This is a genomic window from Pseudomonas sp. S2_A05 (assembly GCF_054668485.1).
This window is the reverse complement of record NZ_CP162775.1, coordinates 5,482,396-5,498,340: the sequence shown is the minus strand read 5'-3', so window position 1 is coordinate 5,498,340 and position 15,945 is coordinate 5,482,396. Positions and strand designations below refer to the sequence as shown.

17 protein-coding genes are annotated in these 15,945 nt (G+C 62.2%); 8 read left to right on the top strand and 9 right to left on the bottom strand.

The features are described 5' to 3' along the window. Nucleotides 1-13 precede the first annotated feature (13 nt). From AB4O12_RS24845 to AB4O12_RS24830, 4 genes are read left to right on the top strand one after another with little or no spacing between them, the layout of a single operon-like run. Entirely contained in the window at nt 14-898 is an 885-nt protein-coding gene (locus AB4O12_RS24845) for a type II secretion system F family protein (protein WP_460059879.1), read from the top strand. Between the two features lies 1 nt (nt 899). After that, entirely contained in the window at nt 900-1,784 is an 885-nt protein-coding gene (locus AB4O12_RS24840) for a type II secretion system F family protein (protein ID WP_110647081.1), read from the top strand. A gap of 23 nt (nt 1,785-1,807) precedes the next feature. Continuing rightward, nucleotides 1,808-2,530 carry a tetratricopeptide repeat protein gene (locus AB4O12_RS24835; RefSeq protein WP_460059878.1) on the top strand — a complete coding sequence of 241 codons (723 nt, stop codon included), beginning with the start codon at nt 1,808-1,810 and terminating at the stop codon, nt 2,528-2,530. 9 nt (nt 2,531-2,539) lie between these two features. Then, nucleotides 2,540-2,812, top strand: a complete 273-nt coding sequence (locus AB4O12_RS24830) for a DUF3613 domain-containing protein (protein WP_041480652.1) — start codon at nt 2,540-2,542, stop codon at nt 2,810-2,812. Nucleotides 2,813-2,922: 110 nt separating this feature from the next. On the opposite strand, the gene AB4O12_RS24825 is transcribed toward AB4O12_RS24830, so the two are convergent. The 3 genes from AB4O12_RS24825 to AB4O12_RS24815 form a co-directional block, all read right to left on the bottom strand. Next, nucleotides 2,923-3,285 carry a DUF6124 family protein gene (locus tag AB4O12_RS24825; RefSeq protein WP_252887265.1) on the bottom strand — a complete coding sequence of 121 codons (363 nt, stop codon included), beginning with the start codon at nt 3,283-3,285 and terminating at the stop codon, nt 2,923-2,925. Nucleotides 3,286-4,627: 1,342 nt separating this feature from the next. After that, nucleotides 4,628-5,407, bottom strand: a complete 780-nt coding sequence (locus AB4O12_RS24820) for a response regulator (RefSeq protein WP_374046347.1) — start codon at nt 5,405-5,407, stop codon at nt 4,628-4,630. Between the two features lie 106 nt (nt 5,408-5,513). Then, nucleotides 5,514-5,984 carry an A24 family peptidase gene (locus AB4O12_RS24815; RefSeq protein WP_460059877.1) on the bottom strand — a complete coding sequence of 157 codons (471 nt, stop codon included), beginning with the start codon at nt 5,982-5,984 and terminating at the stop codon, nt 5,514-5,516. A gap of 75 nt (nt 5,985-6,059) precedes the next feature. Between AB4O12_RS24815 and AB4O12_RS24810 the strand changes: the two genes are divergently transcribed. Together AB4O12_RS24810 and AB4O12_RS24805 are read left to right on the top strand one after the other, a co-directional pair. Then, nucleotides 6,060-6,506, top strand: coding sequence for a TadE/TadG family type IV pilus assembly protein (locus AB4O12_RS24810; protein ID WP_024011435.1), 447 nt, complete (start codon nt 6,060-6,062; stop codon nt 6,504-6,506). Then, complete coding sequence (locus tag AB4O12_RS24805; protein ID WP_460059876.1) at nt 6,503-9,265, top strand: PAS domain-containing sensor histidine kinase; 2,763 nt, start codon at nt 6,503-6,505, stop codon at nt 9,263-9,265. Before AB4O12_RS24810 ends, AB4O12_RS24805 begins: the two co-directional genes overlap by 4 nt. On the opposite strand, the gene AB4O12_RS24800 is transcribed toward AB4O12_RS24805, so the two are convergent. The 5 genes from AB4O12_RS24800 to AB4O12_RS24780 form a co-directional block, all read right to left on the bottom strand. Further along, entirely contained in the window at nt 9,250-11,247 is a 1,998-nt protein-coding gene (locus tag AB4O12_RS24800; RefSeq protein ID WP_460059875.1) for a pilus assembly protein TadG-related protein, read from the bottom strand. The genes AB4O12_RS24805 and AB4O12_RS24800 overlap by 16 nt on opposite strands. 219 nt (nt 11,248-11,466) lie before the next feature. Further along, nucleotides 11,467-12,024, bottom strand: a complete 558-nt coding sequence (locus AB4O12_RS24795; RefSeq protein WP_016771849.1) for a DUF4136 domain-containing protein — start codon at nt 12,022-12,024, stop codon at nt 11,467-11,469. 41 nt (nt 12,025-12,065) lie between these two features. Continuing rightward, nucleotides 12,066-12,677, bottom strand: a complete 612-nt coding sequence (locus AB4O12_RS24790) for a DUF4136 domain-containing protein (protein ID WP_056787719.1) — start codon at nt 12,675-12,677, stop codon at nt 12,066-12,068. Between the two features lie 12 nt (nt 12,678-12,689). After that, complete coding sequence (locus AB4O12_RS24785; protein WP_095180904.1) at nt 12,690-13,439, bottom strand: methyltransferase; 750 nt, start codon at nt 13,437-13,439, stop codon at nt 12,690-12,692. Continuing rightward, complete coding sequence (locus AB4O12_RS24780) at nt 13,439-13,741, bottom strand: MazG-like family protein (protein WP_016771852.1); 303 nt, start codon at nt 13,739-13,741, stop codon at nt 13,439-13,441. Before AB4O12_RS24780 ends, AB4O12_RS24785 begins: the two co-directional genes overlap by 1 nt. Before the next feature lie 245 nt (nt 13,742-13,986). On the opposite strand from AB4O12_RS24780, the gene AB4O12_RS24775 reads away from it, so the two are divergent. Then, nucleotides 13,987-14,280, top strand: a complete 294-nt coding sequence (locus AB4O12_RS24775) for a hypothetical protein (protein WP_073471796.1) — start codon at nt 13,987-13,989, stop codon at nt 14,278-14,280. A gap of 4 nt (nt 14,281-14,284) precedes the next feature. Here AB4O12_RS24775 and AB4O12_RS24770 read toward each other — a convergent pair whose 3' ends face one another. After that, nucleotides 14,285-14,590 (bottom strand): hypothetical protein, encoded by a 306-nt coding sequence (locus tag AB4O12_RS24770; protein WP_460059874.1) that lies wholly within the window; start codon nt 14,588-14,590, stop codon nt 14,285-14,287. Here AB4O12_RS24770 and AB4O12_RS24765 point away from each other — a divergent pair. Continuing rightward, entirely contained in the window at nt 14,589-15,938 is a 1,350-nt protein-coding gene (locus AB4O12_RS24765) for an MATE family efflux transporter (RefSeq protein ID WP_460059873.1), read from the top strand. The genes AB4O12_RS24770 and AB4O12_RS24765 overlap by 2 nt on opposite strands. Nucleotides 15,939-15,945: the final 7 nt, after the last annotated feature.

The following is a 15,945-nucleotide window of genomic DNA, read 5'->3' as shown; positions in this document are numbered from 1 at the left end:
GAGGAGCACGCAGATGCTGGGACCGATCATTCTCATCGCCATTTGCCTGATGCTGCTGGGGCTGTCGATCTATCTGTTCCTGCAAGGGCTGCGCAAGACCGCGAAGGAAAAAGTCCTCAATCGACTCGCCGCCGGACAACCGCAGCTGGCCGTCGAGCAGGCCAGGTGGGTGGGACTGGAACGGATGTTTTTACGTGCTGGACTGGGTCGGCCGAGCGAGCGTTTCGGTCTGTGGCTGAGCCTGTGGGCAGTGGCAATGGGCCTGGGATTTCTGCTCGCCAGCTGGGTCGGTCTGCTGATCATGTTGCTCGTCCCGCCCGTGGCGTTGCGGTTGTACATCGCCATTCGCTACCGGCAACGGATTCGCCGCATGATCGAACAACTGCCGCAACTGCTCGACCACACCGTGCGCAGCCTCAAGTCCGGGCGCACCCTCAGCGATGCGGTGCTGGGCGGCATCGAGGCCAGTGAAGCCCCTTTGAAAGCGGCCATGGGCCGGGTACAGCGCAACGTGCAACTGGGGGTGAACTTGCCTGACGCCGTCAGCGATTTTGCCGAACTCTACGAGCAGGACGAACTGCGTATGTTCGCCCTCGGCCTGAAGGTCAACCACCGCTACGGCGGCAACGCCAGTGAGCTGCTGGAGAACCTGATCAAACTGATCCGCGAGCGCGACCAGGGCGCGCGGCAGTTGCGCGCGCTGACCGGGGAAACGCGCATGACCGCTTGGGTGCTCGGTTTGCTGCCTTTGATTCTGGTCAGTTACTTCATGCTCACCAACCCCGGCTACATGCTCGGCATGTGGCACGACGAAAGCGGCCAGACCATGCTGCTCAGCGCCGCCGTGTTGCAGGTGTTGGGCAGTCTGGCGCTGTGGCGCATGTTGCGGAGCGTTTGAGATGGTCTGGCTCGCGGCGTTGCTGTTGCTCCTCGGTTCGCTGTTATTGCTGGGCAATCACCTGCTCACCGAGCGCCGCCGCGTGCGTCAGGTGCATCAGCGCTTGCACGGCCAATTGGTCCGGGAAAACCGTTTCGGCCACTGGCTGCGCGCGCTGGGCAACAGCCGTTTCGGCCGGGGCTCGGTGAGCATCGACAGCGAAACCCAGACCCTGCTCGGCCGCCTCGGCTGGCGCCGCGCCAACGAACGCGCGCTCTTCGCCGCCTGCCAGATCGGCACGCCGCTGCTCGCTCTGGGGCTGGCGATCTTTTTGCAGGAAGTGTTTTTCCCGCAGACCAGCCACCGCTGGATGGCGCCGATGTTCGCTGCGGGCGGCGGCTATCTACTGCCCAAACGCCTGCTCGCCTACGCCGCCGCCCGCCGACAGAAAACCATCGCCGTGGAAATTTCCACGTTCATACCGCTGCTGCGCATCCTCTTCGAATCCGGCATGGCGGTGGAACAAGCGTTGCGCGTGCTCAGCGTCGAAGCACAGAAACTGCTGCCGGAACTGACCAGCGAACTGCGCCTGATCCTCAGCCGCGTCGACTCCGGTCTGGAGCTAGGGCAGGAGCTGAACAAGACCGCAGTGATGCTCGCGGTGGACGAATTCACCGACACCTGCGTGATCCTCCAGCAACTGATCCACCAGGGCGGCGGTGCGATGAAATCGCTGCTGGCGCTCAAGCAATTACTCGATGACCGACGCCTGACCCGGCTGCAGGAATACATCTCGAAAATGTCCGCGAAGATGTCGGTGGTGATGATGCTGTTTCTGTTTCCGGCCCTGCTGATCGTACTGGCCGGCCCGGGTTTCACCGCCATTGCCCGCGCCTTCGCAAACTGACCTTGGCTCATGGAGAGCGTTTGATGAAAGTACTGATAGTCATGGCAAGTCTGTTGCTGATCAGCGGCTGCGCCACGGACGGCCAGGCGCCGTGGACCTCGCTGCTGTCGCCGTCCAGCTGCAGCAAACTGACCTCGGAGCAGGAACTGTCGCTGAACCTCGCCGATGACCTGGCCAGCGACGGCAAGCTCCACGCCAGCCTCGCCAACCTGCAAAGCCTGCCGGACAACCTCAGCGAAGTGCGCCTGCGCAAAGCCAAGGTTTATCGCCTGCTCGGCCGCAGCGAAGCCGAGCCGCTTTACCGCAGCCTGCTCGGCGGCTGCCTCACCGCCCAGGCCGAACACGGCCTCGGCCAGGTCTACGCCGCCCGCGGCGACAACGGCCAGGCCCAGGCCCACCTGCAACGCGCCGCACGCCTGGCACCCACTGACGAGAAAATCCGCAATGACCTCGGCGTGGTCTACCTCAACCAACTGCGCCTCAACGAAGCGAAATTCGAATTCCTCACCGCCATCGAACTGAGCCAGAACAATCAGTTGGCGACGCTGAACATGGTCACCCTGCTGCTCTACCAGAACGACTGGCCGCAAGCCGCGGAAATCGTCAGCCGCTCGAAACTGACCCCGGAGCAATTCACCGAAGCGCAGCAACGCGCAGAAAAACTCAAAGCCCCGGCCAACGCCAAAGCCACACCCGGCGACCGCGTCGCCGCCTTCATCGACCCGCTACCGCCGACGCTCGAATAGGAGACAGCCATGACCATCCGCAAAGGCCTGTGCTACCTGACCCTGCTCACCCTGCCCCTCAGCGCCCAAGCCATCGACGCCGGTCCTGCTTCTGCGCAGCAGCAGGAAACCGAAGGCTGGCTGGTCCTGCAAAGCCGCAACAAAGCCGCCTCCCCCAAACCCCAAAGCGCCACCGCCACCGAACGCGAACTGGCGATGCAGCGCTGGCTGAAGAAATACCAGTACGAGATCCCGGATTTTTATGATCCGGATGCGGGCGGGAAGATCGAGAGCAAGAATTAGTTTGGTGGTGCCCTTGAAGGCCCCTTCGCGAGCAGGCTCGCTCCCACAGTCGACCGCGTGCTTTCGGTGGGAGCGAGCCTGCTCGCGAAGAACGATAACGCGGTCGCAGGTCAGGTCTGCGGATCAACCCGATCCAGCGCCCGATTCACGGCTAGCTCGGCCAGCATGACAATCTGCTGAATCGCCAACGCCGTGCTGCGCTGAAACCCGCTCAACTCGCCAGCGAAATTACTCGCCATCGCACTCGCTGACGCCAGCGACTCACAGGCATGCGCCAACAAGCTTTCGGTATCGACATTGGGCACCACCATGAACAGCGCGCTGGGCGGGTGCGGTTTTGCGGGTTCGGGGCAGAGATAGAAATCGAGCGCGCGTTTTATCGCTTCGCGGTTTTTCACAAGATCGTCGGCGCGCATGGCGTCTTCGAGCGGGGTGGTGGGGGATGGGGGTGGGTCTGGGATCAGTTTGTCCATTAAAACGGCTCTCCAAAATCTGCGGTGCGACCCAATGCCATTCTCACGGGGCAAAAGGTGGCAACTGTATGCGGGGTGAGAATACCGGTTATGGACACCCGGCCAGACCGAAGTCTGCCCGCACACAGCCGCCATGACACATTGCAGACAGCGGACAAGCTGGCGGCGATTATGCGTGCACAGATACTGGATGACCATAAGTAGCAGGGTTCTCACACCCGATCGCCGAAGATTCGACGACAGCCAGAGACTAGTGACCCGACGTCCGACGGACAACCTGAAAACCTTGTGGGAAGGTTCTGGCAAATCACACACAGATTTAAACAATCAAAACCAAAAGCACCCTCACCCTAGCCCTCTCCCAGAGGGAGAGGGGACCGACCGAGTTGTTTGGGCGAAGTACACCGACCTGAAATACCGAGTCGAATGCAGATTTTGAAGCAGATCAAAAGCACCCTCACCCTAGCCCTCTCCCAGAGGGAGAGGGGACCGACCGAGTTGTTTGGGCGAAGTACACCGACCTGAAATACCGAGTCGAACACAGATTTTGAAGCAGATCAAAAGCACCCTCACCCTAGCCCTCTCCCAGAGGGGAGAGGGGACCGACCGAGTTGTTTGGGCGAAGTACACCGACCTGAAATACCGAGTCGAATGCAGATTTTGAACCAGATCAAAAGCACCCTCACCCTAGCCCTCTCCCAGAGGGAGAGGTGACAGACCGAGTTGTTTGGGCGAAGTACACCGACCTGAAATACCGGGTCGAACACAGATTTTGAAGCAGATCAAAAGCACCCTCACCCTAGCCCTCTCCCAGAGGGAGAGGGGACCGACCGAGTTGTTTGGGCGAAGTACACCGACCTGAAAAACCGAGTCGAACACAAATTTTGAACAACCCACAAATCGGCTCCCTCTCCCTCGGGAGAGGGCTGGGGTGAGGGGCGAATCCAGCGCAAAACAAAAGCCAGACACCGCATGCTTTTCACCACTCAAAACAATGAGCGCAAGCTCGAGTAGCTTTTGATCTTGATCTGGGAGCCCGTCGGCAGGCTGAGTGGAGGGATTGATCCGGGCGTGGGAGCGCAGCGACCGTCTGGCGCAGCCAGACACAGCGGAAGGAGGTGCAGCGAAGCAAACCGGAGCCGCTGCGCCAGGATCGATCCCGGAGCGAAGGAACCCCGAGCCCCAGCGAGCGGGCCGAACGTCAGGGCGAAGACCTTTTGGTTACTTTTGGGGCGTTTGCCAAAAGTGACCCGCCGTAAGGGCGGAACCGTAATCAGCGACACCAAAAAAACGGATATTCACCCCAACCACCCAAAGCATGGTCGGCCCAAAGGCCGCCAAGTCAATGCGCAGTAACCCGCTGCCGCCCAGCAGATCCAACGGGCGAAAGGGCCAAAGCCAACTGCGTCCGATTATGCATATGCGTCAACCGCAACACCTGCGACACATACAGCTTCACCGTGTTCTCGGTAATCCCCAACTCACAGGCAATCTGATAATTGGTCTGCCCCTTGCCCACCAACCGCGCCACATCCAACTGCCGGGGCGACAACTGACTGAACACCGCCGGCATCTCGGCAGGCTCAGGCTCACCATCGGCCAGCACCGGCGCGGGCGAGCGCCGCACCTTGTCCAGATCCTGATAAAGGTCATCGATCGACTCGGACAAGAACTGCAACTTCTGATTCAGATGACCCAGATGCAGATTCTTCTGCCGTTCCTGCAAAGCCAGCTCCTGACGCTGCACCCCCTCGAGCAACTCAGCCAGATCAATCGGCTTCTGATAGTAATCGGCAATCCCCGCACGCAACGCCTTGATCACATCCTGCTTGTCAGCGCGCCCGGTGAGCATGATCGCCTCGAACACCCGCTGCTTGCCGGCCAGCCGCTGCAAAGCCTGGATCAACTCGATGCCGTCCATGTCCGGCATGTGCAAATCACTCAGCACCAGACCGATGTCCGGGTCCGCCCTGAACAGCTCGATGGCTTCAAGGCTTGAGTCGCACGGCACGCAACGGTAGCCACTACTCTCGAGAAACTCACAGAGTTCTTCGACGATCAGCGGCTGATCATCGACCACGAGGATTTTTACCGAATTAGGCTTGTTCACGAACCACTCCATTTGCTCGGCCAACGCTGACGATTCCTGCACTTTGGTGGCGTATTCGCCTGAATTGAAAGTAGACCCACTTTCCGACTATGTACATAGGACTAGTGGCACCCCGCGATCAGGTGATCCAGTACAGCGAAAGCACTACCCCTACCCACACAAACGGCGCAAATGGCAGCTTTTTTGACTTGTCCGGGGCCAGATGCCGCAGATGCGCTCTAAGCCCTTGAGCCATATGAGGCCAGACTTTTGGCGCGAGCAGCAGCCACAGCACGCTGGCCAGGCCAGCGCCGATAAACGCGCCAAGAACGAATATGCCGTTCGTCGCAAGACCCAGGGCTGTCATTAATTTCACATCACCAGCGCCCATGCGGCCCATGAAATAACCGGGCAGCGTCAGCAGCAAAGCGATCAGGCAGGCCCAGCCGCCCTGCCCCGCGTCGGCGCCCAGCCAGGTGCTGCCGGTCGCCAGCAACCAGACCAGCGCCAGCGCGCCCACGCCTAACGTCAATGCGTTGGAAATTCGCCGCTGCCGGGCATCTTGCGCGGCGCAGATCGTCAGCCAGATCAGAACGAGAGAAATCTGCATCCGCTGAAAGCCGTCCGTTTTGCCTGATTGATTCTATGCTGATACTACGCAGTGACTGTCAGGGTAGACGCACGCATGAAAAACGGCTTTCGCAGGTCGCAAAAAGGTGCGGTGGCGATCGAATTCGCCTTGGTGTTCATCATCTTTTTCGCAGTGTTTTACGGGCTGGTCAGCTACGGCCTGCCCTTCGTGATGATGCAATCGTTCAACCAGGCCACCGCCGAGGCGGTGCGCCGCAGCGTTGCGGTCGACCCGACCACGCCGAACTATTCGACGGTGGTGGTCAACACCGCCAATGCCGCGCTGACCCAACAACTGCAATGGCTGCCCTCGGCCTTGAATCTGGTGGTCGGCACCGACACCAGTGCGGCGTACGACGCGGGGACTGGCACCCTGACCGTCAGCGTCAATTACCCGGTGAGCAAGCTCAATCAGATCATGCCGTTTCTGGTGCTGCCCGGGATCGGCACGGTGCCTAATCTGCCCACGCATCTCACCGCCCGCTCGAGCCTGCAATTTTGACCGCCGGCGATAAGCTTTTCGGGCGCTTGCTCAAGCGCGCCCCCGTCGCAGCCCACGACTTGCCGGACCACCTCGGCGCGCCGCCGATCGGCCTGCATTTTTATCTGGATGGCAACGGCGATGTGTTGCAGATCGCCGGCCCGCTGCGGCATTTGCTCGCCCAGCACAAACCTCAGGGTCAGCCGCTGCCGCTTCGCGCCTATCTGCTGCCGCATAGCCTGCTGAGCGTCGAAGGCCAGCCGCGGGACTGGCACGGGCAATTGCTCGATCTGGATTTCACCGGCCTGAATGATCAGCCGCTGCACCTGCGCGGCTGGGTGCAGCCACTAAACGATGGCTGGCAACTGCAGATGCTCGACATCGCCGACCTGTTGCTCGAACGTCAGCAAGCGCGCGACCGCGACGCCTGCCAGACCCTCGCCGCGCAGGTCAGCGATCGTCTGCGCACGTGCAGCCTGACGCGTCTGCCGACGGTGCTTGGCGAACAATTGCAGGCCATCGCCCAGCGCTGGCACATCCCCTGCCTCGCCGTGGCCTTGCTGGATGAACAGGCCCAGGGCTGGCAGATTCATCAACAGTTTCGTGCCCACGACGCCCCGCAACTGTGGGAGGACGGCCAGCCATTGGGCACGCCGCTGGACAGCCTCAACGGCAGCGCACCGCAACGCCTCGCCGGCCCGCAGGGCCGCTATGAACATTCGCGATTGCAGGCCACGTTCGGCAACGCCAACGGGTTCGCTGTGCCCTACAGCAATGATCAAGGCGTGGTCGCATGGCTGCTTTGCGGGTTTTACACGGTCGACAACGTGGCGCCATGGCTGACCGATCGCGACTGGCTGACCTTGGCCGGTGCGCTGGCCGGACCGCTGCTCAGCCGCTTGCGCGAGCAGCGCCATGTGCAATCGATGGAGCGTCTTGATTCCCTGCAAAACCTGCTCGGCACTGGCTGGTGGGAAATCACTGCCGAAGAGCAGATTGCGCTGGCGCCGACGCTGGCCTCGGCACTGAATCTCAGCGATCGCCTGCTGCCGGTAGAAGACTGGCTGTCGCTGTTTCATCCCGCCGATCGCGACGAATTGCGCAGCCGTTTGCGCGCCCTGCAACTGCAAGGAGAAGCGCTGACCCTGAGCGTGCGTCTGCACCGCGCGGAGGTCGGCGCAGCGGCGACGTGGTATCGGATTCAGGGCCAGGTCAGCGCCACCGGTGAGCATCGGCGTCTGGTCGGGTTCATGCTCGATATCAGCGATATCCAGAATCAACAACAACGGGCTGCTGCCGCCCATGCGCGGCTGGACAATCTGATTGCCAGTTCACCGGCGGTGATCTACGTGCAGCGCTACGCAGAAGGCGCGTTGATCCCGGCGTTTTTCAGCGCCAGCCTGCAACCCTTGCTGGGCTGGACGCTGGAAGATTGCGACACGACAGCGCTGGTCGAGCGCGTGCACCCCGACGACCGCGAACTGTATTTCCAGCGCAACCGCCAGTTGCTGCGTGAAGGCTCGGTGCGTGCGCGTTATCGCCTGCGCGACAACCGTGGCGAGTATCACTGGCTGCTCGATGAGGCAAAACTGCTGCGCAATGATCTCGGGCTGCCGGTCGAGGCGGTGGGCCTGTGGCTGGATGTCACCGACGCGACGCTTGCCGCCGAGCAGGTGCGGCAGAGCGAGGAGCGCTACCGGATTCTGGTAGAGGATTCGCCGGCGATGATCTGCCGTTATCGCCCGGACCTGACGCTGATCTTTGGCAACCGACCCTTGGCGACTTATCTGGAATGCACCCCGGAACAACTGCCCGGCGTTGATCTGGGTGGCTGGATGTCCGAAGAACAGCGCGGCGCGTTTGTGCAGCGCCTGAGCCAACTGACCCCGGAACAGCCAGTGAGCACCGCCGAAATCAGCCTGCAATTGCCCGGACGCGAACACGCCTGGTGGGTGTGGTCGGATCGCGGCGTGTTCGATGAGCATGGGCAGTTGATCGAAGTGCAAGCGGTGGGCCGCGACAACACCGAGGTGCGCCGCTCACAACAGCAACTCACGCAAAGCGCGAAAATGGCTACCCTCGGCGAAATGGCCACCGGCCTCGCCCACGAAATCAACCAGCCGCTCAACGTGATGCGCATGGCCATCGTCAACGTGCTCAAGCGCCTCGGCAACGGTGATGTGCAGGTCGATTATCTGACCGACAAACTCAACCGTATCGACGCTCAGGTTCAACGCGCAGCGAAGGTGGTCGACCACATGCGTGTGTTCGGTCGCCGCTCGGAAATCGAACAACAATTGTTCAACCCGGCCCAAGCCATCGAAGGCACCCTGTCACTGCTGGCCGAGGGCATGCGAGGCAAAGGTGTCGATCTGCGCATCAGCGAGACCGGCTTCGAGGCGCAGGTGCGCGGCTACGTCGATCAGTTGGAGCAGGTGCTGATCAACCTGATGGTCAACGCCCGCGACGCGCTGCTCGGCAAGCGCGAGCACGACCCTGCATTCAAACCGTGGATTTCAATCTACGCCGAGCGTGACGAGGAAAGCGTGCGGCTGTGGGTCGAGGACAATGGCGGCGGCATCGATCCGCGTTTGCTGGAGCGGATCTTCGAGCCGTTCTTCACCACCAAGCCGATTGGCGTCGGCACCGGCCTGGGCCTGTCGGTGAGCTACGGCATCATCGCCAACATGGGCGGGCAATTGAGCGTGCGCAACTCCACGGAGGGCGCACGGTTCTGCATCGAATTGCCGATTGCCACGGATGATCAGATCACCAGATAGGCCTTGCCGGTCTGCCCGCAGGTCATGTTGGCGCCCACCTCGGTGTTCATCAGATTGATGCCCAGGCCTTTGAGCAAATTGTTCAACAACGGGTCGAGCAAGGGACTGATCAATCCGGTGACCACTGGCAACAAGCGGTTGCTGACGTCGCTGATCAACGAAGCCACACCGGTGACGACAGCGCCCAGCGGGTTGCTGCCCACGGGTTTGTAGACGATCAGGTTGATGCCCGACAGGGTGTTCGCCAGGCTGCCGACGATGTTGCTGGTCGGCGCGGCCGGCAGCAGGCTCGGCGGCAGTTTCAGATTGGCCGGGGTGGCGAAGGGTGTGGTGCTGGAGAACAGCAGATTCTGCGTGGTCTGCGCGACGCTGGTGTCGAGTTTGAGGGCGATGCCGCCCGCGCCGTATTGCACGTGGGAGGCGGCATCGCAGCTGCCGATGCCGAGAATCTTGTGGCAGGTGATGATGCCGAGATCGACCAGCGGCAACGGCGTCACCGTTGGTTCGGCGACTGAAGAGAACGCCGCGACAGGATCGATCTTGCCGAGTTTGAGATCTGCCAGAGAGGTTGTGGCGGCGGCAGTCAGGCTTTTGCTGTCGGTATCGCCGGTCGGGCAGCGGTAATCGGTGACATAGCTTTTCGCCCCGCCGGCATCCAGCGCGATGTCGATTTGCGGTGAGGGCAGCAGCTTCGGATCGAGCTGTTGGCAGCCGGCACCCAACAGGCAGAACACTGAATTGAGCGTGTCCACCAGATTCAGGCTCAACAGTGCATTGAGCGTCGGCGTCAGCGTACCGACCAGGCCCAGCACCGCATTGGTCAGCCCCGTCACCCCCGAGAGCACCGGCAGATTCACCGACAGCAGCGTGCGCACCTGCGCGGTGCGCACATAAATCCGGTCCGGTCCCAACGGATCGGCCTTGGCCCGCGCCGGGTCGCCAATCGCCGAGAACTGCGGCGGCTCGATCACCTTGACCCGCACCGTGACACCGGCCAGCCCCAGCACGTTGACCGGCAAGGTCGCCGCCACCGCGCTCTTGCTGTTGGCCAGTTGCACCACGCCTTGCACCAGTTGCAGCAATTGCAGATTGGCATCCAGCCCCGCCGCCGTAGTGCCGGTCTGCAGTTGCAGGATCTCGCCGAGTCTGACCGGCGCCGCGTTGATCGCGGCGACCTGCAACTGGCCCAGCGCGGTGACCACTTGCGCGGTTGCGCCGTTGAGCTGCACCACCGTCGCCGCTGCCTGAATCAGTTGCGTCACGGTCGCTTGGGTATTGAGCAACTGCGTGTAATTGCCGGCGCCGACGTTGAGGTCGATCGCCAGTTGATCGAGGTATTTGAGCAGGTTGATATCGGTGTGCAGCAAACCGTCCCAGCCCAACGCCGTGAGGTTGACGTTGCCGCCGAGCAACCCGGAAAACAGCGGATTGAGGATGTTCGACTGCGCCGTGTCGATGCTGACGAGGGTGCTGCGGATATTCAGTTGGGCGATGGTCGGCTGCGGTTTGGCCGCGACTGCCGATGCATTGAGGGTGGTATTGAGGCTGACCGGCGTGGCGCTGAACAGCGCCTGCACACCACCAGCAAAACTGCTGGTGACCGTACGACTGGCGGCGACTTTGACTGCGCTTGATTGCGTGGCATCGACGGTGAAACTGCGCACACCACTGGCAGCGGTGGCCAGCGTGCCGCAAGTGGTGACGAGCGTATTGGCGGCGTCCACCACGTAACCATTGCGCAGCGCACTTTGCCCGGCATAACTGGCGGCGCTCAGCCCGGGCAGGCAATTGCCGCCGCGACTGACCGCTTCGAGGGCGGCGGTATCGACCACCCGCTGCAATTTGCGCTGTTCCATGTACAAGCGACCGCTGTCGACCACCAGCAACATCATCACCAGCGCCAGACTCAGGGTGGCGGCTGCCATCAAGCCGATCGCCCCGCGTTGCCGGGCCGGGCCGTTGCCTTGCGATCCTCGCGACATGGCGCACTCCTTTGCCGGCGCAGTGCCGAGCGCTACCTCCGTTGGTGAAAATGAGTGTAGACGCGGTCGGTCGAGAGTGCTGGCGTGGCGCCATTCCTGTCACCACCGCCACGGTGGGAGCGAGCCTGCTCGCGAAAGCGTCGTGCCAGAGGATTCAATGCTGAATGACACACCGCCTTCGCGAGCAGGCTCGCTCCCACAGGGACGGTTCAGAGCGGTTCAACGCGGTGGATAGTTGGCCAGAATCCGTGCGACGGTCTCGCGAATGGCATTGCTGCGGTCAGCCGGATTCGGGCGGTTGCTGAGCATTTGCTCATCGCTGCCACGCCAGACCAGTTTGCCGTCCTTGCCGTCGAGCAGGTCGATCTGAATGGTCGCGACCTTGTAGGTGATGTTGCGCGTTTCGTTGTACATCGGCGCGCCCCAGTAGCCGTTCCACGGGCCGCCCCAACCGCCGCCGTAATTGGTCGTCACTTGCTGCTGCCGGTCCTCGACGATCAGGTAGGTCTGCACGCTCAGATCACCCTTGCCACCGCCAGCGGCCGGGCGCAAACCGCGCTGATCGAGCTGATCGGCCACCGCCTGGCGGATGCGCTGTTCGGTCAGGTCGCTTTTGATGCGCGGATCATCGGGGCGATATTGCAGAGCCGGGTCTTTCCAGCTCCAGCTGCGATAAGCGGCAAAGTCGCGGCTGGCGTCGAAGTCGTGATTGACCTGGTTGGCAGCGCAGGCACTGAGCAGCGCGGCAACAGCGAGTAGAGCGAGACGGCGGAACATGATTTTTCTCCGGGTGAAGACATGAACCTGCTGACACGACGTCAGCTGGGAGGATACGCCGCCATGGCTTTTTCCACAGCCTCGCGGATCGCATCGGCGCGTTCGATCTGATTGCCCTGGGTGCCGGTCTCGGCGCTGGCGCTCCACACTGGCTGACCATTGCCGGCATCGAACAGATCGACCCGCACCACCACGACCTGCTCTTGATAGGTGCGCACGATCGGCACGCTGTTGTACATGCCGTAACCGCGACCATAACGATCATAGCCGCCGTATCCGCCGTAGTAGCCGTAGTCGTCGCGAACCTGGCGCAAACGGGTTTCCAGACGCAGATCGGCGCTGACCAGCAGGTCCGCCGGGCGGTTGTCGCGCATCGGCCGCAAGCCGCGCTGGTCGAGGGCGTTGCTGACCGCCTCGGCCACCTGCGCCGAGTCGGCCCACGCCGTGCCCGGCGGCAACTGCCCGTTGCGCCAGGCCCAGTTGCGGTAGCGCCCGTAATCACGCGGCGGCGCCGGGTAGGCGCTGCGGTCGAAGGTGGTGGCGGCTTGCGGCGGTGCCGGCGGCAACGGCCGTGACTGGGCCACGTAGGGGTTGCTGCCCTGGCAAGCGGCCAACCCCAGACTTATCAGCAATAACCCGCATCGAGCTTTCATGTCGCGCTCCGCTCAGATCGGCCGGCAGATCCAGTGCAAGTAACGCCCAAGCCCGGCGAAGCCTGGGTGACGACGGTGCGCGAGTTCCATTTCCAGCAAGTCCGCCAGTTCGGCGCGGGCCTGGAATTCCACCGGCATGTAATCGTGAAATACCCGTACGCCGCTCTGACTTTCGACCTGCCACATACCGGCGAGTTGCGTTGCCAATTCCCGTGGGTCGAGAGGCTGCTGCGGGGTCAGGCTCTGCTTCTCGCCGGCCATGACGTTCTTGCGCATTTTCTTGAAATGGCCCTTGAGCAGATTGCGATAAATCAGCGCATCACGGTTGTAGAACGCCAGCGACAGCCAGCCGCCAGGGTTGGTCAACTGATGCAGCACCGGCAGGATCGCGTGGGGTTCGGCGAGCCATTCCAGCACGGCGTGGCAGATCACCAGATCGTAGGGCTCGGTGAGCTGACCGGGCAGTTCCTGCCACGGCGCCTGTATGAATGTCGCGGTGTGTCCGGCTTCGGCAAAACGCTGGCGCGCACCCTCGAGCATCGGCTCAGCCGGCTCGGTGAAGGTGACGTCATGGCCGCGCTCGGCCAGCCACAGCGACATGTGCCCAAGGCCCCCGCCGATATCCAGCACGCGCAGCGGACGATCCGGCAAAGCCTCGGTCAGATCGGCCTGCAATACCGCGAGGCGAATCGCGCCTTTGGCGCCGCCGTAGATTTTTTCGGCGAAGCGCGTGGCCAACTGGTCGAAATGACGGTCGCTCATCAGCTGAACCGCCGTTCGCTGTCTGCGAGCTTGGCGCGCACCACTTCATTCATGTCCAGGCCCAGTTCGCTGCACAGCAGCAACAGATACAGGACGATATCGCCGACTTCCTGCCCGGCGTGGGCGAGCTTGTCCGCCGGCAACTGGCGCGACTGGTCTTCTGTCAGCCACTGGAAGATTTCCACCAGCTCGGCCATTTCCACGCTGGCGGCCATGGCGAGGTTTTTCGGGCTGTGAAATTGCCGCCAGTCATTGCGGTCGCGAATGGCATGCAGGCGTTCGGTCAGTTCAACAAGGTTCATCGGGCTCTCCTGAAGACGCATAGCTTCGGGGGGATGCGGGCTGAAGGCAAGCAGCGCAGATGATCTATTGTGGGAGCGAGCCTGCTCGCGAAAGCGATGGATCATCCAGACCGGATTTGCCTGACACGCCCCCTTCGCGAGCAGGCTCGCTCCCACACATGATCCGGGCAAACCTTCTATCATGCAGGGAACTCGGCCGCCCTCGGCGTGGCCCAAGGCTCAGCTCTTTCATCAGGGATGCACACATGCGTGTAGAAAGCTTTTTCGAATGGCTCGGCCAGGCACTCGGTTCGATCATCCGCTTTATCGTCGACGGCCTCAGTGGCCTGTTCAATATGCTCAGCAATGCCGGCGGCAACTTTGTCGACGGCCTGGCGCAAACGCTGGGGATGGACACCTCGATCATCAGCATCATCGCCCTGATCGTTGGCCTGATGCTGCTGTGGTCGGCGATCCGGGCGTTCATGAACGCGTCGATCATTGCCGGGATCATCTGGTTGTTGCTGGGGTTGTGGTTGTTGAGCTGGATTATTCACTAGCGCTTCAAAAGCCCCTCACCCCAGCCCTCTCCCAGAGGGAGAGGGAGCTGACCGCGTTGCTTTGAAATTCTCCACCGACCTGCAATATCGAGTCGAACTCACGCTTGAGAGCGACGAAGATCGGCCCCCTCTCCCATTCCCGGAGAGAGAGGGAGCTGACCGCGTTGCTTTGAAATTCTCCGCCGACCTGGAATATCGAGTCGAACTCACGCTTGAGAGCGACGAAGATCGGCCCCCTCTCCCTCTGGGAGAGGGCTGGGGTGAGGGTGTTTCTGCCGCTACAATCCCCGCTCCCCCAAGGAGCCTGCATGTCCTCACTGATTACCGACTGGCGCGACCGCCCGACTCACCGCAAGGTCTGGGCGCTCGCCGCGCCGATGATTCTTTCCAATATTTCCGTGCCGCTGGTGGCGCTGGTCGACAGCACTGTCATCGGTCACTTGCCCCATGCCCATCAATTGGGCGCGGTGGCAGTCGGCGCCAGTCTGTACACCTTTCTGGCCTGGGCGATGGGTTTTCTGCGCATGGGCACCACCGGTTTTGCCGCGCAGGCTGCCGGGCGCAGCGATGGCGTGGCGTTGCGGCAGATTCTCTTGCAGGGTCTGTTGCTGGCACTGGGCTTGGCCGTCGTGCTCGGCGGCCTCGGCGTGCCGCTCAGCGGCGTCGCTCTGCACTTCATGCAGCCGTCGGCTGAACTGGATCAGCTGACCCGGGAGTTTTTCCACACGCGCCTGTTTGGCCTGCCCGCCGCGCTGGCGACGTATGCACTGGTCGGCTGGTTCCTCGGCACGCAGAACGCGCGGGCGCCGCTGGCGATTCTGCTGAGCACCAACCTGATCAACATCGTGCTCAACCTGTGGTTTGTCATTGGCCTGGACTGGGGCGTGGTCGGCTCGGCGCGGGCTTCGGTAATCGCCGAATGGAGCGGCGCCCTGCTCGGCCTGTGGCTGACGCGCACGGCATTGCGCGCCTATCCGGGGCAGATCATCTGGTCGGCACTGAGAGTCTGGCAGAGCTGGCGGCCGCTGCTGGCTGTCAACCGTGACATTTTCATCCGCAGCCTCGCCCTGCAATCGGTGTTTTTCCTGATCACCGTGCAGGGCGCACGGCTCGGCGATGCGACCGTAGCGGCCAACGCGCTGCTGCTCAACGGCCTGCTGCTGACGGCCCACGCACTGGATGGCCTGGCCCACGCAGTCGAAGCCTTGTGCGGCCATGCCATTGGCGCGCGGGATCGCCTGGCATTGCGTCGATCGCTGGTGGTGGCCGGCGGCTGGTCGCTGATCGCCAGCCTCGGGTTTGCCGTGCTGTTTCTGCTGGCGGGGCACCTGTTCATCGAGATGCAGACCGATATTCAGAGCGTGCGCGAGACGGCGTTCGTCTACCTGCCCTACCTCGCCGTGCTGCCGCTGATTGCGGTGTGGAGTTACCTGCTCGACGGCCTGTTCATCGGCGCTACCCGCGCGCGGGAAATGCGCAACGGCATGCTGCTGACGGTGTTGTTGCTCCTGCCGTTCGCCTGGCTCTTGCAAGCGTTGGGCAATCACGGCCTGTGGATATCTTTTCTGCTGTTCATGGTCTTGCGCAGCGTGACCCTTGGCGCGCAAGCCCTGTGGCTGAAACGCCGCGATGGCTGGTTCAGCGGCAAGGCTCACTGACGGACAG